The sequence below is a fragment of the Pseudomonas sp. CFBP13508 genome, from assembly GCF_005233515.1.
Taxonomy (GTDB): domain Bacteria; phylum Pseudomonadota; class Gammaproteobacteria; order Pseudomonadales; family Pseudomonadaceae; genus Aquipseudomonas; species Aquipseudomonas mercuritolerans.
Genome location: NZ_QFZZ01000006.1, coordinates 148,472 through 173,465, shown reverse-complemented (window position 1 = coordinate 173,465; position 24,994 = coordinate 148,472). Strand labels below are relative to the sequence as shown.

Below are 24,994 nucleotides of genomic sequence, written 5' to 3'. Positions count from 1 at the left end.
GATTAATTCCCCGCATTTGAAAGCGCACGCTGCAAATCAGCGGAGGACATCCGTTCGGCGTCTTCCAGTGTTCGACGTAGCGCAGCCAACAAGTGTTTTTCCACCATCCATGGATCGTTTATTGCCGCCAATTCCGGAGCGATCTGAGTCGGCATGGTCATCAGCAAATCCCGCAGCAGTCGGCCTGTATCGAAGGCAGCTCTGTCGACCACAGCCGACTCAACCAGTACACCTTGATCCTTGTAAAAATCAGCCTCTACGCTGAGGGATGCAAAGTGTTCCTTTCGAGCACGCGCCTTATGGAAGTCAGGCAGTGCGTCTGTAGCCGAAAGGCTCGCGGGCTGCGCAGCCTGCAAAAACGGCTGCGAGGGTTCGGGGACCGCAGTGCTGAAACCTTCTTTGAGCTGCCGCTCACGTTCGTGACGAGCGACAACGCCGGCCTTGCTGGGGTCCGATGTTTCTTTGATGAGGGATTCTGTCGCATATACATCGACGCGTTTCCCATCCGGCGCCATCACCAAACGCCCGTTGTCTTTCAGCCAGGTGATGGTGCTGGGCGCCTTTCCAATTCGAGCAGCGAAGGCGCTTTTCGATAGGTAGAGAGGCTCAGTCATAGGTAGTTTTTCAGTCCTTTTTCAATGAGATTTCAATGATTGAAATTTCAGTAAGTTTTCAGTGCTCGCAGATACCGAGTTGCGCGGGTTTCCGACCCCGTGTCCTTCAGATACCCCTAGGGTCCCCGGCGGTTTTCGGCGCCCCAGATCGGTGCATCACCCCTGCGTGCCCCCGGTGGGCGGGACTTCGCTGACGCCCAGACGCTTGGCAGCCCATCGTTCGTACAATCCGATGGCCACATCCGCGCCGGCCATCGCCGTGAGGCATCCCAAGGCGCCCGCCGTCCAGATCGTCATGCCGGCCGCGATCATCAACATCATCGCCGTCACCCCGCAGACAATGCAGGCCCCGGACCGAAGCGCGAGCCTGCGCAACAACGCCCAGCCCCGCGCCCCATCCTTGTCCGCCCGCCACATCTCCCCCGATACGCCACCGACCAGAGCCAGGACGATCACTAACCAGATCGGCATTTCTGCCAGTGCTTGTTGCTCGCTTGTCATCGCCTACCCCATGAACGCAAAAACCCGGCGCAATGGCCGGGTTTGGTGGTGTGGTGCCTGCCGCTCTCTGCGGTCGCACCTATCGAAGATGACTACTTTTTACAGGTCGATTCCGGTGGCAGCAACCCTGTTTTAATGCCACCCGGTGAATAAGTGGGTAACGCAGGGTGAATGCCTAGCGAATGTCGGCGAATACACCACCACGGCATTCTGTTGTTGCGGCGGTGTCCCATACGTCCCACTTTTCAGAATCGAAGTGGGACGCCTGAGAGCGCCTAAAATCGGGGCTTCGCCCCACTGTCCTACTTATCTTTCTTCTTTCTCGTGTAAAGGAAGAATTTTAAGAACACGCGTTCGCGCGTAAGCGCGTAGTGCTCGCCCGCTACGCTCACACGGGCGGGAGGCACTACTAAGCGGGACGGTGGGACAGCCCAACAACGACAAGGCCCACACCTGTCCCACTGCATCAAAACGCAGCGAGACAAGACGGGCCAGTGGGACAACCACAACCGGAGCGCTACCTGGGGTCACGCAGCCGCCCCCATCAGCACCCAGTAGATCTGCAGATGCGCCTCATGCAAACGCTGGTAGTACGTATCGCGGCCACAACCGCAGTGGACATACCGCAAGCGCATATCCACATCGAGCGTGCAGTAATGCTCACGCACCACCGTCACCAGCTCTGGCGCGAGGTGCTTGGTCACGATCAGCTCAATGTCCAACGAACTCTCCAGCGGCGCACGGAAGGCACGCCGCCCTCTGATCAGTTGCCCGTTGCTCTCCATCATCATGGCAACCATATTCCCCCCAGCCAGCCCCCCTTTCGAATGTTCCGAGTGCAGCTCCTGCGCCCACAACCGAAGCAGCGAATCGATCTCCTTAATCAAAGCAAGGCTCCTCGAACTCCACTCGCTGCAACGCCGAGGCACCGCCCCACCCTGTCGGCTTTTTGTAAGCCCAGGGCCGCTGGCCGCTCTTAGCCAACGCCGGCAACCGAACACGCCGCCAGCCCAACCGGTGCATGATCGCGCCGACACGCATCTGCTCCGGCTTGCCCCAGTGCCCGAAGTCCAGCTTCAAGGCACTGGTGAGCACGTCACTGCCGGTGGTGGTCTCGCCGATCTGCGACTCCTCGAGCCAGGTCAGAATCGGCCCTTCCCATTCATCCACAACGAAACGCTCGTCCTGCTCCTCGCCGAACATCGCCGCTTCATCCAGCGTTACCCACCAGAGATCGCCCGCGTCGTAGCAGAACACCGCCTCGGCCCATAGCTGATCGCGCATCGAGCGCAACAATTCCAGATCCACCTTGGTACACGCGACCGGCCAGTAACGCCGGTTGCCGGTGGCGTCCTTCAGGTACTCGTCTTGGTTGGTGGTACCCACGAAAACACACTGGCGTGGCACGTCCATCGTTCTGCGGCCGTAGCTCTCGCGGTAAGTGTCAGTGGACGCCGAAAAGAACTGCTTGGCCTTCGTACTCTCGGCCTTGTTGAAGCTATCCAGCTCCCCCAGCTCGACGATCCACTTGCCCCGGATCGCCTGAAAGCCGTCTTTGTCACCCAGCGCAAACGGGGTGTCCATAAACCACTCGCCGCCGAGGATGCTCATCGCCGTCGACTTACCGGCGCCCTGTGCACCTTCCAGAATCATCACCGAGTCAGCCTTGCAACCGGGCTTCATCACCCGCGCCACCGCCGATAACATCCAGCGCTTGCCGACCTTTGCTGAATAATCTGTCGCCTTCACGCCCATGACGTTGGTAAGCCAACTTTCAAGCCGAGGCACCTGGTCCCACTGCAGCTTGCGCAAGTACTGGCGCACTGGATGGAACGCATGGTCATGCGCAACGACACTCACCGCCTCGATCACATGCGAGGCCTTGACCCGCAAGTTGTACTGCTGCGCGAGCCACTTCATTACCCGAACATCGTCAATATCCGCCCAATCGCCTGTGCCGCCGCCATAAGGCGCCGCACGCAGCTTCACGATCTTCGAGCTGAACGCGCTGTAGCTAATCACACCGGCCCAACGCTCATCGTTGGCCAGGATCAACTCGACGTTCTGCATGTGCGCAATCAGCGCGCCGCTTTCGCTGCGTGCCAGCAGATCTTTCCAACCACCAGCAGCCGGCGGCTTGACCACCGCCAGTACCTGACGGCGCACCGCCTCCAAACCTTCCGCAACATGCAGATCGTTGAAGTCGGTCCACTTGGCTTCACGCTCACCGGAAAAGATCGGCGCAACAACCTGGCCACCGACAATTAGCGCCGCGTTGTTTGCTTTCTCTTCACCAGGGTTCCACGCATCGCCATTCGGCTTGGTGGTCTTCCAGTCATCGTCTCGGCAGATGATCAGCGGGCAACCGGCGAAACGCTCGCGCATGGCCTTGCAAACCACCAGCAAATTGCCCGCATCAAACGCAACGGCCACGGTCAATGACGTGGCCATATGCAGACTTGCGCCGGTCGCGTAGCCCTCACACACTAGCACCGGCTCGCCCGGATCCGGGTGCGGCCCGATCAGATGGAAAGCGCCCTCCTTCGACATGCCGTAAGGCCAATAGGACTTGTCCCGGCCGGTATCCTCTTGCTTGGTTGGGAACACCACCTGCAGGCCGACAATCTCGTCCCGGACATTGCTCATTGGCACCAAGAAAGCGCCGGTGCGCGGCGCATACCGAACGCCGAAGCCGACAATCTGCTTGCGATCCAGATAGTCGCTACGCCCCTTCTCCGGCATGCGCTTGAACATACCCGCCGCCCGCTTGGCCGCACGACGTGCCGCGTTGGCTGAAATCTCAGCCGCCCGCCGTTTGGCCTCTTCCTGCCGAGCGCGCATAACTTCGCGTTCTTCAGGCGACATTCGGCCGGCCTTGACCTTGATCTTCTGAGACTCGCCCGAACGCCAGTCACCGAACGCACCGAAGATCAGCGTCTCGCCTTTCTCAGTGCGCTGCTCGTGAACGACATACCAACCGTTCTTTTCCTTGCCCTTGTCTTGCATCGTCTTGCAGCGGGTCAGCTTGCCGAAAACCAATGGCTGCGCAGGCTCAAGACCGTAATCCGCGAATTGCCCTAACACCTCATCGAGCATGGCGCGCCCCTTTCAATTCTGCGAGGGAAAGGCAATCCACGCACTGAGTACAACCGGGCTGCGCCAGACGGCGAGCCTCGGGGATGGGGCCATCACAGGTTTCACAGAACAGAAACGAATGCGCCGCCAAAGTGGGCTTGGCGGCGAGGAGACGTGCAGCGAGCGCCTGATCGATGCGCTCTTGCACCAAGTCATTAGCAAAGTCGACGATATCAACCACGGTCAGTACCCCGCGTCGTCTGATTGACGTAGGTGGCGCGGTTGAACAGCCCCAGCAGTCCTTGAATGCCTCGAAACACCTGCAGGCGAATCGCGGCCAGTTCCTCATCGGAAACCACCCCGTCGCCAATGCTCTTGGCCCAGATATCCGCCAGATCGGCGACCTTCCGGAAGTACTCGGCAATCCCGATGGTCAACGTCTCGGGCATGTCATTGGTGTACGCCTCAGCCAGTTCCTGCCAAGTCGTATCACCGACCAAGGCATGCACTGCATCCAGAATGCGGCGATCCTTGGTCAGCTCCAGAATCTCGCCGAACTCTTGAATGTTCACCGTGTGGCTGGGGTGGGTTGGGGACAGCTTGTGCTGCAGCGTGGTCGCATTCCGGCCGGTGGTGGCGGCGATGGCTGCGGCGCCACCGGGGTAGTCCCGTGCGGCATGGTAAAGCGCGAGATCGAGCGGCAAAACTTCCCGCTGCGCCCGCTCAACAGAACTCAGAGCGATACGGCTCATGGCATTAATCCTTGTAAGTTGCCAGTGCCGCGCGACATGCAGTGGTGATACATTTGCCGCGTGGCTTGAAAGGGCCCAAACGCCGGCTAGATCTTCGGGATCGACACCGGCACCGTGCCGGGGCGAGCAATCCGTTGCTCACCCCTGGCGCAACAGCTGCCAAATCTGTGGTGGAAGAGGCAGCAACACCAAGGCTTCCGAGCCTTGGAAAAGCGCGATAAAGAGAGGTGGTTGCATGTGGTGTGCCCGCCTTTCTTTATCGCGACCCGACAGCGCTGTGGTGGCGCATGCCGGGAGGAACTGGGCGACCTTTGGGTCGCCTTTTTTCTGACTACGCTGCAGCTTTTTGTGGAGCCGAAGCGTTCAACAGCCAAGCCGCTTGGAATGCGTTGCCTTTTTGCTTCGCAGCAGTCGCTAACAGCTCGGCGTATTTGGTTTCACCTGTGTAATCCGTTCGCGGCAGGCATGCAGCCTGACGCCATTTGTTCAGTGCCTGGTAGCTTCTATTGCATACCTTCGCAGCGGCCCCGATGCCGCCTACGGCTTCAAACGCAAACGCAATTGCGCTCGGAAAATCTGCGGGGTCCAACATGACAACCTCCATTTATCAACTTGCGGTTGATGTTATAGATCAACTGACTATTGCGCAACCTTTATGAGACTCTCAACTCATGGTTGATAAAAATTCCCTTCGCGCAGCTTTCAGCGAGCGCCTACACGAAGCTCTCGACGATGCCGGCGTACGCGCTCGTGGTCGTGGAGTGGATATTCATCGTCAACTGAAAAGTGCAGGGGTGGATAAAACCACGCAAGCCATTAGTAAATGGCTGAACGGCGAAGCCATTGCTGAAGCAGACAGCATGTCAGCCCTATGCTCGTGGTTGAGGGTACGGAGGGAGTGGCTTGAATACGGTGTGCTGCCAAAAGAACAGGCAGGCGAAAGCAATGTTCGACAATTCGGAGTTAGTGACGGAACCAATGTAAGAGAAATCAATGAGCGATTTGGTAAAGTACCGTTGATCTCGTGGGTTCAGGCTGGTGCTTGGTGTGAAACTGTTTCGAACTTTGATTCCTATGATGCTGACTCTTGGCTTTCTTGCCCCGTCCCAATTAGTAACAATGGGTATGCACTTAAAGTGCTTGGCGACTCAATGACCAACCCTGGTCCTGGGCGCAGTTATCCAACGGGCTGTATCATTTTTGTTGACCCAGAAGCCGAAGCAAAAACTGGAGATCGTGTAATTGCTAGAGTCCCAAGAACAAATGAAGCGACTTTCAAAATTCTCGTTGAAGATGCCGGAAGACAATATTTGAGGCCAATAAATCCGCAATATCCAATCATCGATATTACGGAGGAGACTCATATCTGTGGAAAAGTAGTGGGCTCCTTCATCCCTGAATAAACGATAACGCCTCACAGCTACAACTCTATTGCATTGCCGAACATGTAGTAGCCATCCTTTAGCAAATAATCAACAATTTCAACTGAAAAACCTTGTTCCTTCACGAACTCGCCTAATTTTCTCAAATATTTCTCATCACATTCAAGCTCCGCCAGACTCTTCATTTGCAAGCCGAGTGCGGAGACTGCATATCCCTTGATTTTTAACGTAGCATTGAGATCGCTATGCGTGATCAACAATCCTTTTTTATGAGATCGCAAGAACCGAATCCACTTAACACCAGGCTCATGAGTAGTAATATTATTAGAAATATTTCCCGTAACACCAGTCAAAATTCCCAAGCTTTCCAGCTCTAAGTATTCTGCATAGCGCAGCGCGCCGTCCTCAACTTCAAAACCTGACCAAATAGCCCCATCCAAATCGAGCCTTAACACTCTCTCTATAAGTTTTGCCTCCCTCTGGGATAAATTTCGCACGAATTCCAGACAACGCAGAGAATAAGCTCCGGGTTGTTTAACCTCTCCCGCGAGCAACCGCCCCCAGAGCCTCTGCATGTCATCTGATGAAATTTGGCTAGCACAGTCTTTCCAGCGATAAATCCAGTCGTCTTCAACTTTTTCGTCACTTGGCTCCGCATCATCCTGCATTACTGATTCCTCAGCATAGATCAAAGCCTTTGTAATATTGACCTCTTTTTGAAGACTATCAGCCATCCCCTGCAAACTAACTTTTTCAATCAAAGTGGCAGTATTGATAACTGGCTCCACGCGAAGATTACTCTTGACTCTTCTTTCATCAGCAAAGGGAAGCTTCAAAGAAAAATCCGATAGCTCTCTGGTGCCATTGCGAATTTCTTGAATTTCACGTTCCATTTGAGCTAACGCTAACTGCTCAGCACGACGAACTTCAATATTTGCCAAACCTTCACGCCTAATCTGAGCTGGTCTGAAAATACTACCTATGCCTTTATCCGCGACTGATTCCCATATTCGGATAATGAGCTTCTCACCTGGTAACGTCATTTTGTTAGCCCTAGATAGGTTGGGAGTGGAAACGAAGAATGCGGTCGCCATGTCAATCTAGAACGCGCAAAGCAAAATCTCAACAGTCAACCAAAGGTTGTTGACCAATATCAATTATTGGTTGATATTAGCTTCACTCTTCCACCACAGAGCGAGGCAACACCATGCACACCACAGCAACCCTGCACGTCCACCCGGCCGCTGCCAACCCCTTCCAAATTTTTGAGATCCGGCGCCTAGCCCGCAAGTACGGCTGCGCGTTCGCCATCAGCAAACCGAAGCTGACAGCACGCATCACTCCTGCCCCAGTCAATCCGAACGGCGGAGGGCATGCAGCATGATCAAGTACAAAATCGACAACCGCACCCTGCAATTGCTCAATGCTCAGGTCAACTTGACTGAGACCTTCAACCATGTCCTCCGAACCGCGCCCAAGCGCGAGTGCCTGGCGTTTCGCCTCAAGGTTGAACGTGGCATCTCGGAAAGCACCTTCGTCGTGGAGCTGGGCAGCGAGCGCCACACGCTGACCCTGCCGAACGAAAAGAAGATGCATCTCAAGCTGGCCGACTTCATCGAAGAGATCGCCAACGGCCCGTTCGATGCGAGCAATACCAGCGATCTGCTGCACCGTCCCCACGCCAGCCGCGAATATGGCCGCTTTGAAATCTCGGACAAGCAGCGAGTGTTTGAGCTGGTGCGCACCGGCGGCGTGCTGAACCTCGATATGGGTTTCGACTACCCGCTAATCGTCGCGCTTCATCGCACTCATTCTCGATCAGGTGTCACCACCATCCTGAGCATCGGTAACAAAAGCCCGCACACCCGTTGCTTCACCGTGTACGGCAGCGATGACGAGATCTACGGAAAAGTCAGCGAGTCCATCAACCACCTTGCTGCAGCGGCAACACCAGCTGCGCACGCGGCATGAGGGGCACACCATGGAACGCACTCTCGCCCAAGCCGCAACCCACCTCGGCCTGACTCGGCCGAAGCTCATCGCACGTATGCGTGAAAAAGGTCTGCTCAACGAGCGGAACCTACCGGTCTATCCCAACCGTGATCGCGACTTCCTGCGAATCAAGGACGGCCAGTGGTACCACGATCAGCTCGGCATGCAGTACAGCCAGTCGACCAAGGTGAAACAACCTGGCATCCGCTGGCTAGCGGAACAGTTGGGTATCGATCTGCCTGCAATCCCGGCAGACAGCCGTGACGTGGCCTAGGGAATACGCCCGCCAGATCATCGCTATGCGGACACGAGAGGAGCGCAACGCCGCGCTCCTTGAAGTGCCCGAACATCTGCGCGAGCTGACCAGAACGCATTGCCTGAATGCCTGGAACCACCCGGCCAAAAAACAACGCAAGGAGGCCCAACAAAGCCATGAGTAACACAGCACAAAACCCGCTGCGCCTGCACCCGGCGCCGGAATCAGCCACGGTCGAATTGCTTTACCGCATTTTCGGCGACGTCCTGATCCCGCTCGACAAAGTGCGCGAGCAGTACTTCCGCAACCTCAACGAGCAATCGTTCGTGGCCGAGATCAGCAGCGGCCGCATCCAGCTCCCCATCACCACGCTGGACACCAGCCGCAAGGCACCGAAGTACGCACACATCCGGCACGTCGCTTCCCTGATCGACATCCGCGCCTACAAGGCCGACGAAGACATGCAGCGGCAGCAGGACGACGCCAACGAGTAACACCCAAAACCGAACGGCTGCCACCACCAGCCGAAGACTTCACCAGGAGCACACCACATGACTGCAGTTCAAATCTACGCGCTGATAGCGATCGTCCTCATGGTCGCCGGCGTTTACTGGCTCGCCTACCGGCACGGCTTCAACAGCGGCCGAGCCGAGGGACATTCAGAGGGTTACAGCGAAGGCTATGACGTTGGCGGCTGTGTTGGGTATCGAGACGGCCAAGCGATCCAGAGCGCTGATAGCGCGGAAGAAATCCGCAACTTGCAGCACACCCTTGATCAGGCGCACGACCAACGCAAGAAACTCTACGCCCACTATGAGCGCGCCTTGGCTGCCTCAAAACTTGGCGAACAGGAACGACTGACCCTACTGGAAATCGCCGAGAAACTCCGGATCGCATCTGAAACGTTCAGCGCCTTTCGCACCGGCAAAAAGCTGGAACGCGATACCAGCGTCCTCCGTGACCAGGCGCTAGCCATGGCTGCTCTGCTGGAACCGGCCGAGCAGGAGAACGCCGCATGAGCGAAATCCGTCCCCAATCCAGCACCCACCGCAACCCGGCTAACGCCCCATCAGCGATTGATGCACCAACGCGCACTCAAATTTCGGAGGAAAGCGGTATGCAAATGGACCAGCACGACACCCAAACCACGACCGCTTTGCTCCGCAAGGAAACCAGCGTCGACACACTAGAAACAAACAGTCTCTGCTGCGCAGCAGCAGGCATTATTGCTCCTTGCAGCAGCTCCACCGAGGCACTTATACCCCACGAAAAGCTGCGCGAGGCAGCGACCCCCAATGCCACGCTAAACGCTCAGAATCGTTCGCCCGCGCAGCCTGCCGAGGGGTATAAGCATCCCTCGTGCTCGCCCGAACGCACAGCGAAAATTGCCGCCAACAAGGTGCAGATCAACGAGCGTGCCGAGTTCGAAAAAGAGTTCCCAGTGCCCGAAGGTCTGCAGTACTGCACACAGCGAGGCACGTACATCACCGCACCAGGCGCGAAGACATCCGATTCATTCGCCCGTGAGCATTACGCGTATCGGGCCGGCTTCGCCGCGTGGAGTCGCAGAGCGTGGAAGCATGCCGCGCTCGTTGCTCAGCAAGAAGGGGCGAGCCCATGCAGCCTCTAACATTCGTCCTGCGTTTGATGCTGCAGGAGGCACAATCATGAGCCTTCCTCGCTGGGTAATGATCAACCGAGCCTCCGAACTCACCGGATATAGCGAAGACGCAATTCGCCACAAAGTTAAAAACGGTACGTGGGCTCAAGGCAGGGTCTGGCGCAAGACACCGGACGGCCGCATCGCAATCAACATGACGGAGTATGACAAGTGGGCCGAGAGCGCACCTCAGCAAGCGGCCTAGAAGCGGAGCTGGCTAAACACAAAGGGATTGAAATACACGGCGGAAGCATTCGCGTCGTATTCATGTGGCGGCGAATTCGCTGCCGCGAAACCCTTGGCCTGCCCGTGACCAAAGCCAACATCAAGCATGCCGCCCTACTCAGGGCGGCAATTCTTCACGAGATCAAGACGGGACATTTTGAATACGGCCGCCACTTCCCGAACTCAAAGAATGCGACCAACTACACCACGGTAAAAGACGAGCGGATCGGGGCGTTGATGGAACGTTACAAGCCGCTGAAGGCCGTCGACATAACTCCGATGACCGAAGAAAAATACGGCTACGCATTGGATATCTGCGCCGATCTGCTCGGCTCGGAACGCTTGGCGGGCGTCCTATTACCCGAAGATATCCAGCGATTGAGGACTCAGCTCATCGCCACCAGGGCGCCGTCGACGGCGAACCATTACCTGGCGACTTTCGCCGGCTTCTTAGCGTGGTGTGAAGACAACAGATATTGCCGTGAGGGGTTGGCGGCGGCTTGCGTCCGCTTCGCAATGATCGGACGTGAGCCAGATCCCCTGACGAAGGCAGAGTTCGACCAGTTGATAAATAAGGGCTGTTTACACGTTCAGGATTCGGCTGCGATCACACTCGCCGTTTACACAGGACTTAGACCCGGAGAATTATGCGGGCTGGCGGTGGAGGATATTGACCTGGCGTCCGGGCAGCTACACATAACCAGAGCGATCACTGCAGACGGCACCTTCAAAGTCCCCAAAACTGGTAAGCCCCGCACCGTATTTTTGATGCCACCAGCCCTCGATGCTTGCAAAAGCCTTATCGGTCTCGTCGAAAACCATGAACCGAGGACTATCGAGATTTATATGAATCGGCATGAGAGCAGGCAGGAAACGGTAACGCCATTGCTGTCTCCGACCACGCAGGCTCGAAAGAAAATCATCAATCACTGGTACGTCCCGACATCATGGAATACCAAATGGGCCGCCGTACAAAAACGCTCTGAGATACGCCCGCGTCGGCCCTATCAGACCAGACATACATATGCATGCTGGTGCCTGACTGCACGCGGAAATCTGGCGTTCATTGCGAAACAGATGGGTCACAAAGACTTCACTATGCTCGTGGAAGTCTACGCGAAATGGATGGACGATGAATCCCCCCAAGAACTTGAACTTATCTGGCACAATATTAAAAAATTAGCAAAACCCTTAATTTAGTCACCACCACCGTCCTTCTTCCCCATTTTAGAGGCGAACAAGCGCTTTTGCTCTTCGTATATTTCAGCAACCAGTCTTTCCGCCTCACGCTTTCTTCTGCGGACTTCTCGTGGATCACTAGGAGACCTAGCAGAAATCGAATTATTATACGCTCGCTGAGTTGCTATTAACTGCGCATAGGCGAGAGCAACATCACTAGGAACAGGATTATTATAAGGATTAGTGATCGCGTCAGTATTAATCTCATCAAAATCTAGCTCTTCACCTATGGCATGAGCCCAGGTGTGTTTTGAGGAATTATCGAACGTAATCTTCCACTCGGCGGCGTCATCCAAGGCAGCCTCTCTCACTTCATCAATAACCTCTGGGGATGTGGTTTGTTCCAAGTAAGTATTAGCGAAATCGAGGAATTGGTGGTGGCTATACAGAAAAAAATCCTGTCCAGTCTCCTCTGAGAATTCTTCGATTAAGCGCGGCAATGGTCCAATCGTCTTGCCTCCTTGCCTATCCCACCAGTCGTCTTTCTGCTCTCCCGTCACCAGTATGACGGGCTTGTTAACCGCTTTAGCTTTTTCAATAACTTGCTTCCAAATAATCAAGTCACCATAACGTTTGCATACATCACTAAAAACGGTAGAGCCTTTGTGTTTTCCAACATCTTCGAAGCCAGGAGGAATTCTATTCGCATACCGAACCTCTCCATCTTTTACAACAGCTCTCAATTGCTCTTCGGAATACCGAGCCCCTACCTTGCCCATCAACATTTCAGAAAGCGAAGACTTCACATCATCCGCGGTCAGTCGAGATTCGTGAAAGTCACGCTTAGCCTCAAGCTCAGCAATGACTTTATTAGAAACCTCAACAAATTCCTTATGCAGACTCTCAGGCAAAAAAGGATGTTTCGTTGCGCTATCGAAATTATCAAGTACCGAAGTCAGGCTACCTACGGCTGCTGTGTATAATCCGGCTTGTGCATGAGCAATTGAAGCGCGGTTATCGAGCAACTCATAGATTACTTGATATGGAATCCATAAACGGTCACCGAGGGAAGCAATCACTTTATAGAGCGCATCTCGCGCTTCATCAGATCGTTTATATACTGAGGTTAGGACGTTTGTATCAAAAACAAAAAAGCAGTTTTGCCATAATTTTGCGCGTCGTTCAGCGTCATCAGCGAAATGACTAGAGAACACATCCTTCATGCCTAACCCCTCCATATGAACAATGGCACATTAATACCATGCCGAGCTGATCCTCACCACTGTACTTGGCGTTGAGGGCAGGGCATCACGACGTGATACCCTTAAATACAGAATCTTACGATTTGGGTCTTTGTAATCCACGTGCCGTCAAATGCCCCAAATTTGCCCCATTTTTTTCAGCGTACCCTCCTAACCTACTGATGAATAAGCCAATTTCCGATCTATCCAGCCACACTCCGATGATGCAGCAATACTGGCGCCTGAAGAATCAGCACCCGGACCAGCTGATGTTCTATCGCATGGGCGATTTCTACGAGATCTTCTACGAAGATGCGAAGAAAGCCGCCAAGTTGCTGGACATCACCCTGACCGCGCGCGGGCAGTCGGCGGGTCAGGCGATTCCGATGTGTGGGATTCCTTACCACGCGGCGGAAGGTTACCTGGCGAAACTGGTCAAGCTCGGCGAGTCGGTGGTGATTTGCGAGCAGGTCGGCGACCCGGCCACCAGCAAAGGCCCGGTGGAGCGCCAGGTCGTACGGATCATCACGCCGGGGACAGTCAGCGACGAGGCGCTGCTGGATGAACGCCGCGATAACCTGATTGCAGCTGTATTGGGCGATGAGCGCCTGTTCGGTCTGGCGGTGCTGGACATCACCAGCGGCAACTTCACCGTGCTCGAGATCAAAGGCTGGGAAAACCTGCTGGCGGAACTGGAGCGGGTCAACCCGGTGGAATTGCTGATTCCGGATGACTGGCCAAAAGACCTGCCGGCGGAAAAACGCCGTGGCGTACGCCGTCGCGCGCCGTGGGATTTCGAGCGTGATTCGGCGCTGAAAAGTCTCTGCCAGCAGTTTTCCACCCAAGACCTGAAAGGCTTCGGCTGCGAAAACCTGACTCTGGCCATCGGCGCTGCCGGCTGCCTGCTGGCCTACGCCAAGGAAACCCAGCGCACCGCCCTGCCCCACTTGCGCAGCCTGCGTCACGAACGTCTCGATGACACCGTGGTGCTCGACGGCGCCAGCCGGCGCAATCTGGAACTCGACACCAATCTGGCCGGTGGTCGCGACAACACTCTGCAATCGGTGGTCGATCGTTGCCAGACCGCCATGGGCAGTCGCTTGCTGACTCGCTGGCTGAATCGGCCGCTGCGCGATCTGACGGTACTGCTCGCCCGCCAGACGTCGATCCGTTGCCTGCTCGACGGTTACCGCTTCGAAAAGCTGCAACCGCAGCTTAAGGAAATCGGCGACATCGAGCGAATCCTGGCGCGGATCGGCCTGCGCAATGCGCGGCCGCGTGACCTTGCGCGTCTGCGCGATGCACTCGGCGCGCTGCCCGAACTGCAAGTGGCGATGACTGATCTGGAAGCGCCGCATTTGCAACATCTGGCGGCCACCGCCAGCACTTACCCGGAACTGGCGGCGCTGCTGGCCAAAGCCATTATCGACAATCCGCCTGCGGTGATCCGTGACGGCGGTGTGCTGAAAACCGGTTACGACAGTGAGCTCGACGAACTGCAATCGCTGAGCGAAAACGCCGGTCAGTTCCTCATCGATCTGGAAGCCCGGGAGAAGGCTCGCACCGGTCTGGCCAATCTGAAAGTCGGCTACAACCGTATCCACGGCTACTTCATCGAGCTGCCGAGCAAGCAGGCTGAATCGGCGCCCGCTGACTACATCCGCCGGCAGACGCTCAAAGGTGCCGAGCGTTTCATCACGCCCGAGCTGAAAGAATTCGAAGACAAGGCGCTGTCGGCCAAGAGTCGCGCGCTGGCTCGGGAAAAGATGCTTTATGAAGCGCTGCTCGAAGACTTGATCAGCCAGTTGCCGCCGTTGCAGGACACCGCCGGCGCTTTGGCCGAGCTGGATGTGCTGAGCAACCTTGCCGAGCGCGCGCTGAACCTTGACCTTAACTGCCCGCGGTTCGTCAGCGAGCCGTGCATGCGCATCACTCAGGGTCGTCACCCGGTAGTCGAGCAAGTGCTGACCACGCCGTTCGTGGCCAACGACCTGAGCCTGGACGACAACACGCGCATGCTGGTCATCACTGGCCCGAACATGGGTGGTAAATCCACTTACATGCGGCAAACCGCTTTGATCGTGCTGCTGGCGCATATCGGCAGTTTCGTGCCGGCCGCCAGTTGCGAGCTGTCGCTGGTGGACCGGATTTTCACCCGCATCGGTTCCAGCGATGACCTCGCCGGTGGTCGCTCGACCTTCATGGTCGAGATGAGCGAAACCGCCAACATCCTGCACAACGCCACCGAGCGCAGCCTGGTGCTGATGGACGAAGTCGGGCGCGGTACCAGCACCTTCGACGGTCTGTCGCTGGCGTGGGCGGCGGCCGAGCGCTTGGCTCATCTGCGCGCCTACACCCTGTTCGCCACCCACTATTTTGAACTGACGGTGCTGCCGGAAGCCGAACCCCTTGTAGCTAACGTGCACCTTAACGCTACCGAGCACAACGAACGGATCGTGTTCCTGCACCACGTCCTACCTGGGCCTGCCAGCCAGAGCTATGGCTTGGCGGTGGCACAACTGGCGGGTGTGCCGAGCGAAGTGATCCTGCGAGCACGGGAGCATTTGAGCCGTCTTGAAGACACCGCCCTGCCCCACGAAGCGCCGAAACCGGCTGCAAAGGGCAAGCCGTCGACGCCACAGCAAAGCGACATGTTCGCCTCGCTGCCGCATCCGGTGCTGGACGAATTGGCGAAAGTGGATCTGGACGACATGACGCCACGCCGTGCGCTGGAAATGCTCTATGCACTGAAGAACCGGATATAAGCACTGAAGAAGCGGATATAACGCAAATCGCTTCAAGCTGTTAGAATCTCGCGCGGTTCGGGATGCTGCTGGCTCATAGCCTGGTCAGCAGGTATCGCTCCCGAACCTGGCGACCCCAACCGTGAAGGGGCAACGCTGCCGCCGCCTGAGGAGAAAATTAGAAATGACCTTCGTCGTCACCGACAACTGCATCAAGTGCAAGTACACCGACTGCGTAGAAGTCTGTCCGGTGGACTGCTTTTACGAAGGCCCGAACTTCCTGGTGATTCACCCGGACGAGTGCATCGACTGCGCGCTGTGTGAACCAGAATGCCCGGCTGTGGCGATCTTCTCGGAAGACGAGATCCCAAGCGGCATGGAAAACTTCATCGAGCTCAATGCCGAGCTGGCGGATATCTGGCCGAACATCACCGAGCGCAAGGATCCGCTTCCGGATTCTGCTGATTGGGATGGCAAGCCGAACAAAATCGAACAACTCGAACGCTGATCTACCCCGCGCTCGACTGAAAGGCCCCTTGCGGGCCTTTTTGCTTTTGCAGGTTTTACTTTTCTGCAGACGAAAAAAGGGGCGGTATGACCCGCCCACATTTTTTCCCTATTCCCTGTATTCCTTTTCATCGTCCTGATGAATCGCCTCCTGCGATGTCCGTTCCCCTCTTCCGTGATGGGCGTGTCTGTCCGTCGACACAGGCTTGATATTAGAGAGTTTCCGCAGCGGAGCAATCAGGCTCAGGCGCAGGTCTACGCTGACATAAAGACATAACAATTGAAAAATGTTCATATAAATCATCGAGTTAACGTTCACCATTGAGCGCAATCGCCTTCTGCCGAAGTATAAAAATAGCGAACACTTACGACACAGTAAGCAAAGGCTTACAGCGCGAGACTACAAACACAGAAATTGCCTACCGCTTGTCAGGTGTCTCGCGCTGACAGACCCGATGCACGAGACAGGCATAAATAAAAAGCCCCGACTGATTGAATCAGCCGGGGCTTTTTGCGGGCGGTCGATCAGGCGCTTATTGGAACAGCGACTCGCTCGACAGGCCATTCTTCTCCAGGATCTCGCGAAGGCGCTTGAGGCCCTCCACCTGGATCTGTCGTACCCGCTCGCGGGTCAGACCGATCTCCAGGCCTACGTCCTCCAGAGTACTGCTCTCATGACCGCGCAGGCCGAAGCGGCGGATCACCACCTCGCGCTGCTTGTCGGTCAGCTCCGACAGCCATTGATCGATGCTTTGCGACAGGTCGTCATCCTGCAGCAGTTCGCACGGATCGGTCGGACGATCGTCAGTGAGGGTGTCCAGCAGGGTTTTATCCGAATCCGGACCCAGCGAGACGTCGACCGAAGAAACCCTTTCGTTGAGGCCGAGCATGCGCTTGACCTCGCCCACCGGTTTCTCCAGCAGGTTGGCGATTTCTTCGGGTGAAGGTTCGTGGTCGAGTTTTTGCGTCAGCTCCCGTGCGGCCCGCAGGTACACGTTGAGCTCCTTGACCACATGAATCGGCAGCCGGATGGTCCGGGTCTGATTCATGATCGCGCGTTCGATGGTCTGACGGATCCACCACGTGGCGTAGGTCGAGAAGCGGAAGCCGCGCTCGGGATCGAACTTTTCAACCGCGCGGATCAGGCCGAGGTTGCCCTCTTCGATCAGATCCAGCAGCGACAGCCCCCGATTGACGTAACGCCGGGCGATCTTGACGACCAGCCGCAGGTTACTTTCGATCATGCGCTTGCGTCCGGCAGGGTCGCCACTTTGCGACAAGCGCGCAAAATGAACTTCTTCTTCCGGGGAGAGCAGAGGGGAAAAGCCGATTTCGTTGAGATACAGCTGCGTGGCATCAAGTGCCCGAGTGTAGTCGATGTATTTATGTTGTTTGAGTGTGGCGGAGTGTCTGGATTTGGAACGAACGGAAGGTGGAGCAGCCCCTTCATCATTCAACATCGAATCCGAATCGATGCCGGTCTCCATAAGGAGAACCTCATCGTCGATGTCAAACTCCGGCACTTCTTTACTGAGAGCCATTGTTATAGTCCTTTGGTGAGTTCGACCCCAAGCTCAAGCGACGCCTTTATCCTTGGCAACGCTGGAGCCTGTCCCCTCTACGCGACGGAACAGGCTGGCCTTCAAATCAACGTCTTGGCAGGAACTGCAGCGGATCTACAGGTTTACCTTGGCGGCGAATCTCAAAATGCAGTTTCACCCGGTCTGTACCCGTTGACCCCATTTCGGCAATTGTCTGTCCGACCTTGACCTGCTGCCCCTCCCGAACCAACAGCCTGCGGTTATGTCCGTAGGCACTGACGTAGGTTTCGCTGTGTTTGATGATGACCAATTCGCCGTAGCCCCTTAAGCCACTCCCGGCGTATACGACCGTCCCATCAGACGCAGCTAAAACAGGCTGTCCCAAATCTCCGGCGATATCAATTCCTTTATTCAAACTACCGTTTGAAGAGAATTTTCCAATCAGAACGCCATTAGATGGCCATCCCCAGCCGGTCGGGGCCGGGCCTGCCGGAGGCAGTGGAGCGGGTGCAGGTTTGCTCGCGACGGACGGTACAACCCCTTTGGAACCGGTGGTTGTAGTGGTTGTGGTGCCATTCGCCTGGCGCCGGATTACCGTGGTTTTACTCGACGAAGAAGGTGAAGAACTGGAGTTGCTGACGACCGCCGTCGGTGTTGAACCGCTGCGCCCGTCGAAGCGAATTGTCTGACCCGGATGGATCGTATACGGCGTAGGAATGTTGTTCCGGGCGGCGAGGGTTTTGTAGTCCCAGCCGTAACGAAAGGCGATCGAAAACAAGGTATCGCCGGGACGGACTACATACTGTCCGGTGGTGACGGTAGGACGTTGCGCCACCGTATTGTTGCGATCAACAACCCGCACGCTGCTCGATTTGGTGCTGGAGCAACCGACCAGCAAGGTGCTCAAGACAAGGCCAGTCACCAGGCGCTGAAAGCTCGTGTTACCCATACGCTGCGCAATGACTGTGAGACTCACCCGCCGCTCCCTTTGTGGTGGCTGAAAAATTCTGAATGCCGCGTTGCGGCATGAGGTGTCGCAAGTATAACGGGCCGAAACGGCTTTACCTTTAATGAAGCGAAATCACCGTGCGCACACGTTTGCCAAGGGCAAGTACGCTGCGTTTAAACTCTGGCTGCCGCTGTAAGACCGGCGCCGTTGAAAGGAATTCAGCGCCTGTTTGCAAATGCTCAGGCCAGTGGCCCATTGAGCAAAGGCACGAAACGCACAGCGCCCAGAACGTGTCGGGAGAAGCCATGTTCCTCGCGCACGATCAGCATCAGTTGTTGCACTTCCCCGGAGCCGACCGGAATCACCATGCGCCCACCGGGGGCCAACTGATCAAGCAAAGCTTGCGGTACATCGGTGGCCACGGCGGTGACGATGATGCCGTTGTAGGGCGCCAGCGCCGGCCAGCCTTCCCAGCCATCGCCCCAGCGAAACACCACGTTGCGCAGGTTCAGCTCGACCAGACGCTCCTTGGCGCGATCCTGCAACAACTTGATGCGCTCGACGGAAAACACCCGTTCAACCAGTTGCGACAACACCGCTGTCTGGTAGCCGGAACCGGTGCCGATCTCCAACACTTTATCCAGCGGGCCGGCCTCCAGCAGCAGCTCGCTCATGCGCGCCACCATATAAGGCTGGGAGATGGTCTGGTTGTTGCCGATCGGCAGCGCGGTATCTTCATAAGCGCGATGCGCCAGCGCCTCGTCGACAAACAGGTGACGCGGCGTGCGGCGGATCACTTCCAGGACTTTGGCGTTCGATACGCCTTCTTCATACAGCCGCTGGATCAGTCGCTCGCGTGTACGCTGGGAGGTCATGCCAATGCCGCTGCGCAGGCGGTCGTCATGTTCACGCATCAGCTCAGCCCTCCAAGCCAGCCATCGAGACTTCTGAAGGCATCATTGAAGGTGCGATCGATCTGCAACGGCGTGATGGACACATAACCCTGCATCACGGCATGAAAATCGGTGCCCGGGCCGCCATCTTCAGCGTCGCCGGCAGCAGCAATCCAGTAACCGGCCTTGCCGCGCGGATCGACCACTTTCATCGGCGCCGCCGCGCGGGCGCGATGGCCGAGCCGGGTCAACTGAATGCCACGGATGTGATCGATAGGCAGATTGGGAATGTTCACGTTGAGTACCGTGCGCGGCGGCAGATCGAGCCCGGCGTGGGCCTCGACCAGTTTGCGCGCAAAGTAGGCCGCGGTCGGCAGGTTATCCACCTGACGCGAGACCAGTGAAAACGCAAACGATGGGCGCTCAAGAAAACGTCCTTCAAGCGCCGCTGCCACTGTCCCGGAATACAGCACATCGTCACCGAGGTTGGCGCCCAGGTTGATGCCGGAAACCACCATGTCCGCTTCGCGCTCAAGCAAGCCGTTAAGGCCCAGGTGAATGCAATCGGTCGGTGTGCCGTTGAGACTGATAAAGCCATTGGCCAGGTATTGCGGGTGCAGCGGACGGTCGACCGTCAGCGAACTGCTGGCGCCGCTTTTGTCCTGCTCCGGGGCGATAACCACGCATTCGGTGTAATCCGCCAGCGCAGCATAAAGCGCGGCGAGACCGGGCGCGGTTACCCCATCGTCGTTAGAAATCAGAATACGCATGGGCTGTCCGTCTGCCCCACCGGCACCAGATCAACGAGCTCGCGCACCAATACGGTGGCAAAGCATCCGGCCGGGAGGACGAATTCCAGTTGCAGAATGTCAGGTTGGGGATAATGCCACGTCAACCCGCCAATGGGCAGCCGCAGGATGCGACGTTCATGGCTCATTCCGGCGTGGATCAACCAGTCGCGCAGCTCCGCTTCGCGGGCGGCGATCTCCTGCTCCAGTTCATGGACTGCGCCAGCTGCGGGCGAGTCACCTTCGCCCCACTGCGGACCGGTCGGGTGCAGGTCGAGAATTGCCAGGCGCGGGTCGCTGCATTCGGCTTCACCGGCGGGAAAAAAACTGCGGCTGTCCGTGAAAGCCAGCAAATCGCCAACCAGCGCGGTGTTCCAGGTGCCATCGGCGACGCGCGCCGCCAGCACCTGGTTGAACAGAAAGCTGCGCGCCGTCGACAGTAACCGCGAGCGTACATTGCGCTGCTCCGGCAGAGCCTTGCGCGCCGCCCACACCCGCGCATCGACAACGTTGCCGCCGTCATGGCCGAAGCGCTGGGCGCCAAAATAGTTGGGAATGCCTTGTTTGGCGATCAGTTGCAACCGTTGTTCAAGCGCGTCTTTGTCGCCATTGAATTGAGTCAGGCGCAGGGTGAAACCGTTGGCCGAATGCGCACCGCGTTGCAGCTTGCGCTTGTGGCGCGTGGTCTTGAGGATCTTCAGCGTGTCGTTTTCCGCCGCCGACAGATCCGGATCGGCCTTGCCCGGCAACTGCACGCTGAACCACTGTCGGGTCAGGGCCTGACGATCCTTGAGACCGGCATAGCTGACAGTGCGCAACGGCACGCCCGCCGCTTTGGCAATCCGCCGCGCCGCTTCTTCGGTATTGAGGCCGCGCTTTTCCACCCAGATCCACAAATGTTCGCCGTCACCGCTGAACGGAATATCCAGCACTTCATCGACCTGGAAATCTTCGGCGCTGGCTTTCAGTACCGCTGTGCCGAGAGGTTGGCCATAGGCCCGAGGGCCGAGCAATTGCAGTTCATTCATGCGCGCAGCAACAAGGCAACGGAGTGCACGGCGATGCCTTCTTCGCGACCGACAAAGCCAAGCTTTTCGGTGGTGGTAGCTTTGACGTTCACTTGATCCAACTCAACTTGAAGATCCGCCGCGATCAGCGCGCGCATCGATTCGATATGCGGCGCCATTTTTGGCGCCTGGGCAACGATGGTGTTGTCGACGTTGCCGATTTTCCAGCCCTTGGCGTGGATCAGACTGACCACATGACGCAACAGCACGCGGCTGTCGGCGCCCTTGAATTGCGGGTCAGTGTCCGGGAAATGTTTGCCGATATCACCCAGCGCCGCCGCGCCGAGCAAAGCGTCGCTCAAGGCGTGCAGCAAGACGTCACCGTCGGAATGAGCGAGCAGCCCGAAGCCGTGTGCAATCCGCACGCCGCCCAGAGTAATGAAATCGCCTTCAGCGAAACGGTGCACATCGTAGCCGTGGCCAATACGCATAAAAAAAACGCCCCGATTTTTGTCAGGGCGTGATTCTACCTGCATTAACCGCGCAGAGCGCGCGCGTGATGCTGCAAGTGGTCGTCAATGAAGCTTGAGATGAAGAAATAGCTGTGGTCGTAGCCCGGTTGCAGGCGCAGCTCCAGCGGATACCCCGCTTGTTTTGCGGCGTGTTGCAGGGCTTCGGGTTTCAGCTGGGTGGCGAGGAAATCATCGCGATCGCCTTGATCGACCAGCAACGGCAACTTCTCCGAGGCCTCGGCAATCAGCGCACAGGCGTCCCACTCCTTCCACTTCGAACGGTCTTCACCCAAATAGTTGGAGAAGGCTTTCTGGCCCCACGGGCAGTCGATCGGATGGGTAATCGGCGAGAACGCCGACACTGATTGATAACGCCCGGGATTGCGCAGCGCGCAGACCAAAGCACCGTGGCCGCCCATCGAGTGGCCGCTGATGCTGCGCTTGTCGGAAGCGGGGAAATGCGCTTCAACCAGTGCCGGCAATTCCTGCACGACATAATCATGCATCCGATAATGACGCGCCCACGGTTCCTGCGTGGCGTTCAGATAAAACCCGGCGCCGAGACCGAAATCCCAAGCCTTGTCCGCATCGTCCGGGACATCCGGGCCACGTGGGCTGGTGTCCGGGGCGACGATGATCAGACCAAGCTCGGCAGCCATGCGCATCGCACCGGCCTTCTGCATGAAATTCTCATCGGTGCAGGTCAGCCCCGACAACCAGTACAGCACTGGCAGCTTGCCGCCCTGCTCCGCCTGCGGCGGCAGGTACACGGCGAAGACCATGTCGCAATCAAGCACTTCGGAGCGATGGCGATAGCGCTTGTGCCAGCCACCGAAACTCTTCTGACAGGAAATGTTTTCCAGATTCATAGCACTTCAGCCGCAAGCTGCGAGCTTCAAGCTGCAAGAGGGCGTTGCGCCTGCTTGCAGCTTGTGGCTTGTAGCTTGCCGCTGCTCCTTAGAAATGAATGACGGTGCGGATGCTCTTGCCTTCGTGCATCAGGTCGAACGCCTTGTTGATATCTTCCAGGCCCATGGTGTGGGTGATGAAGGTATCCAGCGGGATTTCGCCGCTCTGGGCCATGTCGACGTAGCTCGGCAATTCAGTACGGCCACGCACGCCACCGAACGCCGAACCGCGCCAGACGCGACCGGTAACCAACTGGAACGGACGGGTAGCGATTTCCTGACCGGCACCGGCGACACCGATGATGACGGACTCGCCCCAGCCTTTGTGGCAACACTCAAGCGCGGCGCGCATCAGTTGCACATTGCCGATGCACTCGAAGGAGAAGTCGACGCCGCCATCGGTCATGTCGACGATCACTTCCTGGATCGGACGATCAAAGTCTTTCGGGTTCACGCAATCGGTGGCACCGAGTTGTTTGGCGATCTCGAACTTGGCCGGGTTGATGTCGATGGCGATGATGCGCGCAGCCTTGGCTTTCACCGCGCCGATCACGGCCGACAAGCCGATGCCACCGAGACCGAAGATCGCCACGGTGTCACCCGGTTTGACCTTGGCGGTGTTGAGCACGGCGCCGATACCGGTGGTGACGCCGCAGCCGAGCAGGCAGACCTTTTCCAGCGGTGCGTCTTTGGAGATCTTGGCTACGGAGATTTCCGGGAGCACGGTGTATTCGGAGAACGTCGATGTGCCCATGTAGTGGAAAATCGTCTCGCCCTTGTAGGAAAAACGCGAAGTGCCATCCGGCATCAAGCCCTTGCCTTGGGTAGCGCGAATCGCCTGGCAGAGGTTGGTCTTGCCCGACTTGCAGAATTTGCACTGGCCGCATTCCGGGGTGTACAGCGGAATGACGTGATCGCCGACGGCAACCGAGGTCACGCCCTCACCGATCGCTTCAACGATGGCGCCACCTTCGTGACCGAGGATCGACGGAAAGATGCCTTCCGGGTCTGCGCCGGACAAGGTGTAGGCATCGGTGTGGCACACCCCGGAAGCGACAACGCGCAGCAACACTTCACCCGCCTTCGGCATGGCGACATCGACTTCTACGATTTCCAGCGGCTTCTTGGCCTCGAAGGCAACGGCGGCGCGCGACTTGATCATGCTGACTCTCCAGTGAACCCGATAAATAAAAAAGCAGACAGACAGTGTAGTTCAGCGCGCCCTGATGAATAATCCGGACGAAAGCAAAACATTATTGCCATACAGGGATAATCCAAGTGTCGGAAAACCGCTGGGAAGGCATCGACGAGTTCGTTGCCGTCGCCGAATGCAACCAATTCACCGCCGCTGCCGAGCGTCTTGGGGTTTCTTCCTCGCACATCAGTCGACAAATCGTACGGCTCGAAGAGCGTTTGCAAACGCGCCTGCTCTATCGCAGCACCCGGCGGGTGACGCTGACCGAGGCCGGACAAACGTTCCTGCAACATTGCCAACGCCTGCAGGACGGTCGCGAAGAAGCCTTGCGCGCAGTGGGTGATCTGACCAGCGAACCGAAAGGCATGCTGCGCATGACTTGCGCCGTGGCCTACGGTGAACGGTTTATCGTGCCGCTGGTGACGCGGTTCATGGGGCTGTATCCGCAGCTGCGCATCGATATCGAGCTGAGCAATCGCCAGCTTGACCTGGTGCATGAAGGTCTGGACCTGGCGATTCGCCTGGGCCGGCTACAGGACTCGCGCCTGGTCGCGACACGTCTGGCGCCACGAAGAATGTACCTGTGCGCGTCGCCTTCCTACCTGGAACGGTATGGGCGCCCACATAGTTTGTCGGAATTGAGTCGGCACAATTGCCTGATTGGCAGTTCGGATATCTGGCAACTGGAACAGAACGGCCGGGAATTTTCCCAGCGCGTACAGGGAAACTGGCGCTGCAACAGTGGGCAAGCGGTATTGGATGCAGCCCTGCAGGGTGTCGGGTTGTGTCAGTTGCCGGACTATTACGTGCTTGAGCACCTGCACAGCGGCGCGCTGATTTCCTTGCTCGAGGCGCATCAGCCGCCGAATACGGCGGTGTGGGCGTTGTATCCGCAGCAGCGGCATCTGTCGCCGAAGGTGCGCAAGTTGGTGGATTTTTTGAAGGTGGGACTGGCTGAAAGGCCGGAGTACAAGCTTTGAGTTATTGATTGCCCGTGCGACCGCTTTCGCGAGCAGGTTCGCTCCCACAATTGACCGAGTTCGACAGCTGGATGCTTTCCCTCTGTGGGAGCG

The 24,994-nt window shown here is 57.2% G+C and carries 28 protein-coding genes; 11 read left to right on the top strand and 17 right to left on the bottom strand.

The genetic code is table 11. From position 1 onward, the window contains the following. Positions 1-2: 2 nt before the first annotated feature. The 7 genes from PspCFBP13508_RS18000 to PspCFBP13508_RS17970 form a co-directional block, all read right to left on the bottom strand. Positions 3-614, bottom strand: a complete 612-nt coding sequence (locus tag PspCFBP13508_RS18000; RefSeq protein WP_137215295.1) for a terminase small subunit — start codon at positions 612-614, stop codon at positions 3-5. Positions 615-770: 156 nt separating this feature from the next. Beyond that, complete coding sequence (locus PspCFBP13508_RS17995; RefSeq protein WP_137215294.1) at positions 771-1,115, bottom strand: phage holin family protein; 345 nt, start codon at positions 1,113-1,115, stop codon at positions 771-773. A 527-nt stretch (positions 1,116-1,642) separates the two neighbouring features. After that, the gene (locus tag PspCFBP13508_RS17990; RefSeq protein WP_137215293.1) at positions 1,643-2,002 is read right to left on the bottom strand and encodes a hypothetical protein; all 360 of its coding nucleotides are present in this window, start codon (positions 2,000-2,002) and stop codon (positions 1,643-1,645) included. Further along, positions 1,995-4,211 carry a VapE domain-containing protein gene (locus PspCFBP13508_RS17985; protein WP_137215292.1) on the bottom strand — a complete coding sequence of 739 codons (2,217 nt, stop codon included), beginning with the start codon at positions 4,209-4,211 and terminating at the stop codon, positions 1,995-1,997. Before PspCFBP13508_RS17985 ends, PspCFBP13508_RS17990 begins: the two co-directional genes overlap by 8 nt. After that, positions 4,201-4,431: a TraR/DksA family transcriptional regulator gene (locus PspCFBP13508_RS17980; RefSeq protein ID WP_137215291.1), complete on the bottom strand. Its 231-nt coding sequence runs from the start codon at positions 4,429-4,431 to the stop codon at positions 4,201-4,203. Before PspCFBP13508_RS17980 ends, PspCFBP13508_RS17985 begins: the two co-directional genes overlap by 11 nt. Continuing rightward, the gene (locus PspCFBP13508_RS17975; RefSeq protein ID WP_161984084.1) at positions 4,424-4,942 is read right to left on the bottom strand and encodes a phage regulatory CII family protein; all 519 of its coding nucleotides are present in this window, start codon (positions 4,940-4,942) and stop codon (positions 4,424-4,426) included. Before PspCFBP13508_RS17975 ends, PspCFBP13508_RS17980 begins: the two co-directional genes overlap by 8 nt. A gap of 331 nt (positions 4,943-5,273) precedes the next feature. Further along, positions 5,274-5,534, bottom strand: a complete 261-nt coding sequence (locus PspCFBP13508_RS17970) for a hypothetical protein (RefSeq protein WP_103520664.1) — start codon at positions 5,532-5,534, stop codon at positions 5,274-5,276. A 79-nt stretch (positions 5,535-5,613) separates the two neighbouring features. Here PspCFBP13508_RS17970 and PspCFBP13508_RS17965 point away from each other — a divergent pair, with 79 nt between their 5' ends. Further along, on the top strand, positions 5,614-6,345 hold the full coding sequence (locus PspCFBP13508_RS17965; RefSeq protein ID WP_137215289.1) for a S24 family peptidase: 732 nt from the start codon (positions 5,614-5,616) through the stop codon (positions 6,343-6,345). A gap of 17 nt (positions 6,346-6,362) precedes the next feature. On the opposite strand, the gene PspCFBP13508_RS17960 is transcribed toward PspCFBP13508_RS17965, so the two are convergent. Continuing rightward, complete coding sequence (locus tag PspCFBP13508_RS17960; RefSeq protein WP_161984083.1) at positions 6,363-7,367, bottom strand: DUF2806 domain-containing protein; 1,005 nt, start codon at positions 7,365-7,367, stop codon at positions 6,363-6,365. 337 nt (positions 7,368-7,704) lie between these two features. Between PspCFBP13508_RS17960 and PspCFBP13508_RS17955 the strand changes: the two genes are divergently transcribed. From PspCFBP13508_RS17955 to PspCFBP13508_RS17925, 7 genes are all read left to right on the top strand, one after another. Then, the gene (locus PspCFBP13508_RS17955; RefSeq protein ID WP_137215287.1) at positions 7,705-8,295 is read left to right on the top strand and encodes a hypothetical protein; all 591 of its coding nucleotides are present in this window, start codon (positions 7,705-7,707) and stop codon (positions 8,293-8,295) included. A 10-nt stretch (positions 8,296-8,305) separates the two neighbouring features. Next, positions 8,306-8,590, top strand: a complete 285-nt coding sequence (locus PspCFBP13508_RS17950) for a phage antirepressor KilAC domain-containing protein (protein WP_137215286.1) — start codon at positions 8,306-8,308, stop codon at positions 8,588-8,590. Between the two features lie 158 nt (positions 8,591-8,748). Further along, a complete protein-coding gene (locus PspCFBP13508_RS17945) occupies positions 8,749-9,066 on the top strand; it encodes a pyocin activator PrtN family protein (RefSeq protein ID WP_137215285.1) in 318 nt (105 codons plus the stop codon). Between the two features lie 57 nt (positions 9,067-9,123). Next, positions 9,124-9,591: a hypothetical protein gene (locus PspCFBP13508_RS17940; protein ID WP_137215284.1), complete on the top strand. Its 468-nt coding sequence runs from the start codon at positions 9,124-9,126 to the stop codon at positions 9,589-9,591. Continuing rightward, entirely contained in the window at positions 9,588-10,202 is a 615-nt protein-coding gene (locus PspCFBP13508_RS27690) for a hypothetical protein (RefSeq protein ID WP_241669530.1), read from the top strand. The genes PspCFBP13508_RS17940 and PspCFBP13508_RS27690 overlap by 4 nt, the downstream gene beginning before the upstream one ends. A 37-nt stretch (positions 10,203-10,239) precedes the next feature. Then, complete coding sequence (locus PspCFBP13508_RS17930; protein WP_034156309.1) at positions 10,240-10,437, top strand: hypothetical protein; 198 nt, start codon at positions 10,240-10,242, stop codon at positions 10,435-10,437. Beyond that, positions 10,404-11,657, top strand: a complete 1,254-nt coding sequence (locus PspCFBP13508_RS17925) for a site-specific integrase (protein WP_137215283.1) — start codon at positions 10,404-10,406, stop codon at positions 11,655-11,657. Before PspCFBP13508_RS17930 ends, PspCFBP13508_RS17925 begins: the two co-directional genes overlap by 34 nt. Here PspCFBP13508_RS17925 and PspCFBP13508_RS17920 read toward each other — a convergent pair. Next, complete coding sequence (locus PspCFBP13508_RS17920) at positions 11,654-12,859, bottom strand: PIN-like domain-containing protein (RefSeq protein ID WP_137215282.1); 1,206 nt, start codon at positions 12,857-12,859, stop codon at positions 11,654-11,656. The genes PspCFBP13508_RS17925 and PspCFBP13508_RS17920 overlap by 4 nt on opposite strands. A gap of 212 nt (positions 12,860-13,071) precedes the next feature. Here PspCFBP13508_RS17920 and mutS point away from each other — a divergent pair, with 212 nt between their 5' ends. Continuing rightward, positions 13,072-15,642, top strand: a complete 2,571-nt coding sequence (mutS, locus tag PspCFBP13508_RS17915; RefSeq protein WP_178084501.1) for a DNA mismatch repair protein MutS — start codon at positions 13,072-13,074, stop codon at positions 15,640-15,642. A gap of 163 nt (positions 15,643-15,805) precedes the next feature. Next, positions 15,806-16,129 carry a ferredoxin FdxA gene (gene fdxA / locus PspCFBP13508_RS17910; protein WP_016771449.1) on the top strand — a complete coding sequence of 108 codons (324 nt, stop codon included), beginning with the start codon at positions 15,806-15,808 and terminating at the stop codon, positions 16,127-16,129. Between the two features lie 532 nt (positions 16,130-16,661). Here fdxA and rpoS read toward each other — a convergent pair. The 8 genes from rpoS to PspCFBP13508_RS17870 all read right to left on the bottom strand — a co-directional run bounded on the left by rpoS (position 16,662) and on the right by PspCFBP13508_RS17870 (position 23,888). Continuing rightward, a complete protein-coding gene (gene rpoS / locus PspCFBP13508_RS17905) occupies positions 16,662-17,669 on the bottom strand; it encodes an RNA polymerase sigma factor RpoS (protein WP_016771451.1) in 1,008 nt (335 codons plus the stop codon). A 106-nt stretch (positions 17,670-17,775) separates the two neighbouring features. Continuing rightward, positions 17,776-18,645 carry a peptidoglycan DD-metalloendopeptidase family protein gene (locus tag PspCFBP13508_RS17900; protein WP_137215280.1) on the bottom strand — a complete coding sequence of 290 codons (870 nt, stop codon included), beginning with the start codon at positions 18,643-18,645 and terminating at the stop codon, positions 17,776-17,778. Positions 18,646-18,857: 212 nt separating this feature from the next. Next, positions 18,858-19,493: a protein-L-isoaspartate(D-aspartate) O-methyltransferase gene (locus tag PspCFBP13508_RS17895; protein ID WP_161984087.1), complete on the bottom strand. Its 636-nt coding sequence runs from the start codon at positions 19,491-19,493 to the stop codon at positions 18,858-18,860. Positions 19,494-19,531: 38 nt separating this feature from the next. Beyond that, positions 19,532-20,281: a 5'/3'-nucleotidase SurE gene (gene surE / locus PspCFBP13508_RS17890; protein WP_137215278.1), complete on the bottom strand. Its 750-nt coding sequence runs from the start codon at positions 20,279-20,281 to the stop codon at positions 19,532-19,534. Continuing rightward, positions 20,269-21,327 carry a tRNA pseudouridine(13) synthase TruD gene (gene truD / locus PspCFBP13508_RS17885; RefSeq protein ID WP_137215277.1) on the bottom strand — a complete coding sequence of 353 codons (1,059 nt, stop codon included), beginning with the start codon at positions 21,325-21,327 and terminating at the stop codon, positions 20,269-20,271. The genes surE and truD overlap by 13 nt, the downstream gene beginning before the upstream one ends. Beyond that, positions 21,324-21,797: a 2-C-methyl-D-erythritol 2,4-cyclodiphosphate synthase gene (gene ispF, locus PspCFBP13508_RS17880; RefSeq protein ID WP_042606995.1), complete on the bottom strand. Its 474-nt coding sequence runs from the start codon at positions 21,795-21,797 to the stop codon at positions 21,324-21,326. The genes truD and ispF overlap by 4 nt, the downstream gene beginning before the upstream one ends. 44 nt (positions 21,798-21,841) lie before the next feature. Further along, entirely contained in the window at positions 21,842-22,687 is an 846-nt protein-coding gene (gene fghA, locus PspCFBP13508_RS17875) for an S-formylglutathione hydrolase (protein ID WP_130910957.1), read from the bottom strand. A gap of 88 nt (positions 22,688-22,775) precedes the next feature. After that, a complete protein-coding gene (locus PspCFBP13508_RS17870) occupies positions 22,776-23,888 on the bottom strand; it encodes an S-(hydroxymethyl)glutathione dehydrogenase/class III alcohol dehydrogenase (RefSeq protein WP_007908835.1) in 1,113 nt (370 codons plus the stop codon). Between the two features lie 116 nt (positions 23,889-24,004). Here PspCFBP13508_RS17870 and PspCFBP13508_RS17865 point away from each other — a divergent pair, with 116 nt between their 5' ends. Then, positions 24,005-24,901 carry a LysR substrate-binding domain-containing protein gene (locus PspCFBP13508_RS17865; protein ID WP_130930197.1) on the top strand — a complete coding sequence of 299 codons (897 nt, stop codon included), beginning with the start codon at positions 24,005-24,007 and terminating at the stop codon, positions 24,899-24,901. Positions 24,902-24,994: the final 93 nt, after the last annotated feature.

Excerpts from the sequence above, each read along its gene's own strand:
- surE (WP_137215278.1), bottom strand. The coding sequence starts at position 20,281 with ATGCGTATTCTGATTTCTAACGACGATGGGGTAACCGCGCCCGGTCTC.
- ispF (WP_042606995.1), bottom strand. The coding sequence starts at position 21,797 with ATGCGTATTGGCCACGGCTACGATGTGCACCGTTTCGCTGAAGGCGAT.
- PspCFBP13508_RS17920 (WP_137215282.1), bottom strand. The coding sequence starts at position 12,859 with ATGAAGGATGTGTTCTCTAGTCATTTCGCTGATGACGCTGAACGACGC.
- PspCFBP13508_RS17870 (WP_007908835.1), bottom strand. The coding sequence starts at position 23,888 with ATGATCAAGTCGCGCGCCGCCGTTGCCTTCGAGGCCAAGAAGCCGCTG.
- fghA (WP_130910957.1), bottom strand. The coding sequence starts at position 22,687 with ATGAATCTGGAAAACATTTCCTGTCAGAAGAGTTTCGGTGGCTGGCAC.
- PspCFBP13508_RS17960 (WP_161984083.1), bottom strand. The coding sequence starts at position 7,367 with ATGACGTTACCAGGTGAGAAGCTCATTATCCGAATATGGGAATCAGTC.
- PspCFBP13508_RS17965 (WP_137215289.1), top strand. The coding sequence starts at position 5,614 with ATGGTTGATAAAAATTCCCTTCGCGCAGCTTTCAGCGAGCGCCTACAC.
- PspCFBP13508_RS17995 (WP_137215294.1), bottom strand. The coding sequence starts at position 1,115 with ATGACAAGCGAGCAACAAGCACTGGCAGAAATGCCGATCTGGTTAGTG.
- PspCFBP13508_RS17940 (WP_137215284.1), top strand. The coding sequence starts at position 9,124 with ATGACTGCAGTTCAAATCTACGCGCTGATAGCGATCGTCCTCATGGTC.
- fdxA (WP_016771449.1), top strand. The coding sequence starts at position 15,806 with ATGACCTTCGTCGTCACCGACAACTGCATCAAGTGCAAGTACACCGAC.
- PspCFBP13508_RS17985 (WP_137215292.1), bottom strand. The coding sequence starts at position 4,211 with ATGCTCGATGAGGTGTTAGGGCAATTCGCGGATTACGGTCTTGAGCCT.
- rpoS (WP_016771451.1), bottom strand. The coding sequence starts at position 17,669 with ATGGCTCTCAGTAAAGAAGTGCCGGAGTTTGACATCGACGATGAGGTT.
- PspCFBP13508_RS17895 (WP_161984087.1), bottom strand. The coding sequence starts at position 19,493 with ATGACCTCCCAGCGTACACGCGAGCGACTGATCCAGCGGCTGTATGAA.
- PspCFBP13508_RS17945 (WP_137215285.1), top strand. The coding sequence starts at position 8,749 with ATGAGTAACACAGCACAAAACCCGCTGCGCCTGCACCCGGCGCCGGAA.
- PspCFBP13508_RS17930 (WP_034156309.1), top strand. The coding sequence starts at position 10,240 with ATGAGCCTTCCTCGCTGGGTAATGATCAACCGAGCCTCCGAACTCACC.
- PspCFBP13508_RS18000 (WP_137215295.1), bottom strand. The coding sequence starts at position 614 with ATGACTGAGCCTCTCTACCTATCGAAAAGCGCCTTCGCTGCTCGAATT.
- truD (WP_137215277.1), bottom strand. The coding sequence starts at position 21,327 with ATGAATGAACTGCAATTGCTCGGCCCTCGGGCCTATGGCCAACCTCTC.
- PspCFBP13508_RS17975 (WP_161984084.1), bottom strand. The coding sequence starts at position 4,942 with ATGAGCCGTATCGCTCTGAGTTCTGTTGAGCGGGCGCAGCGGGAAGTT.
- PspCFBP13508_RS17950 (WP_137215286.1), top strand. The coding sequence starts at position 8,306 with ATGGAACGCACTCTCGCCCAAGCCGCAACCCACCTCGGCCTGACTCGG.
- PspCFBP13508_RS17955 (WP_137215287.1), top strand. The coding sequence starts at position 7,705 with ATGATCAAGTACAAAATCGACAACCGCACCCTGCAATTGCTCAATGCT.
- PspCFBP13508_RS27690 (WP_241669530.1), top strand. The coding sequence starts at position 9,588 with ATGAGCGAAATCCGTCCCCAATCCAGCACCCACCGCAACCCGGCTAAC.
- PspCFBP13508_RS17970 (WP_103520664.1), bottom strand. The coding sequence starts at position 5,534 with ATGTTGGACCCCGCAGATTTTCCGAGCGCAATTGCGTTTGCGTTTGAA.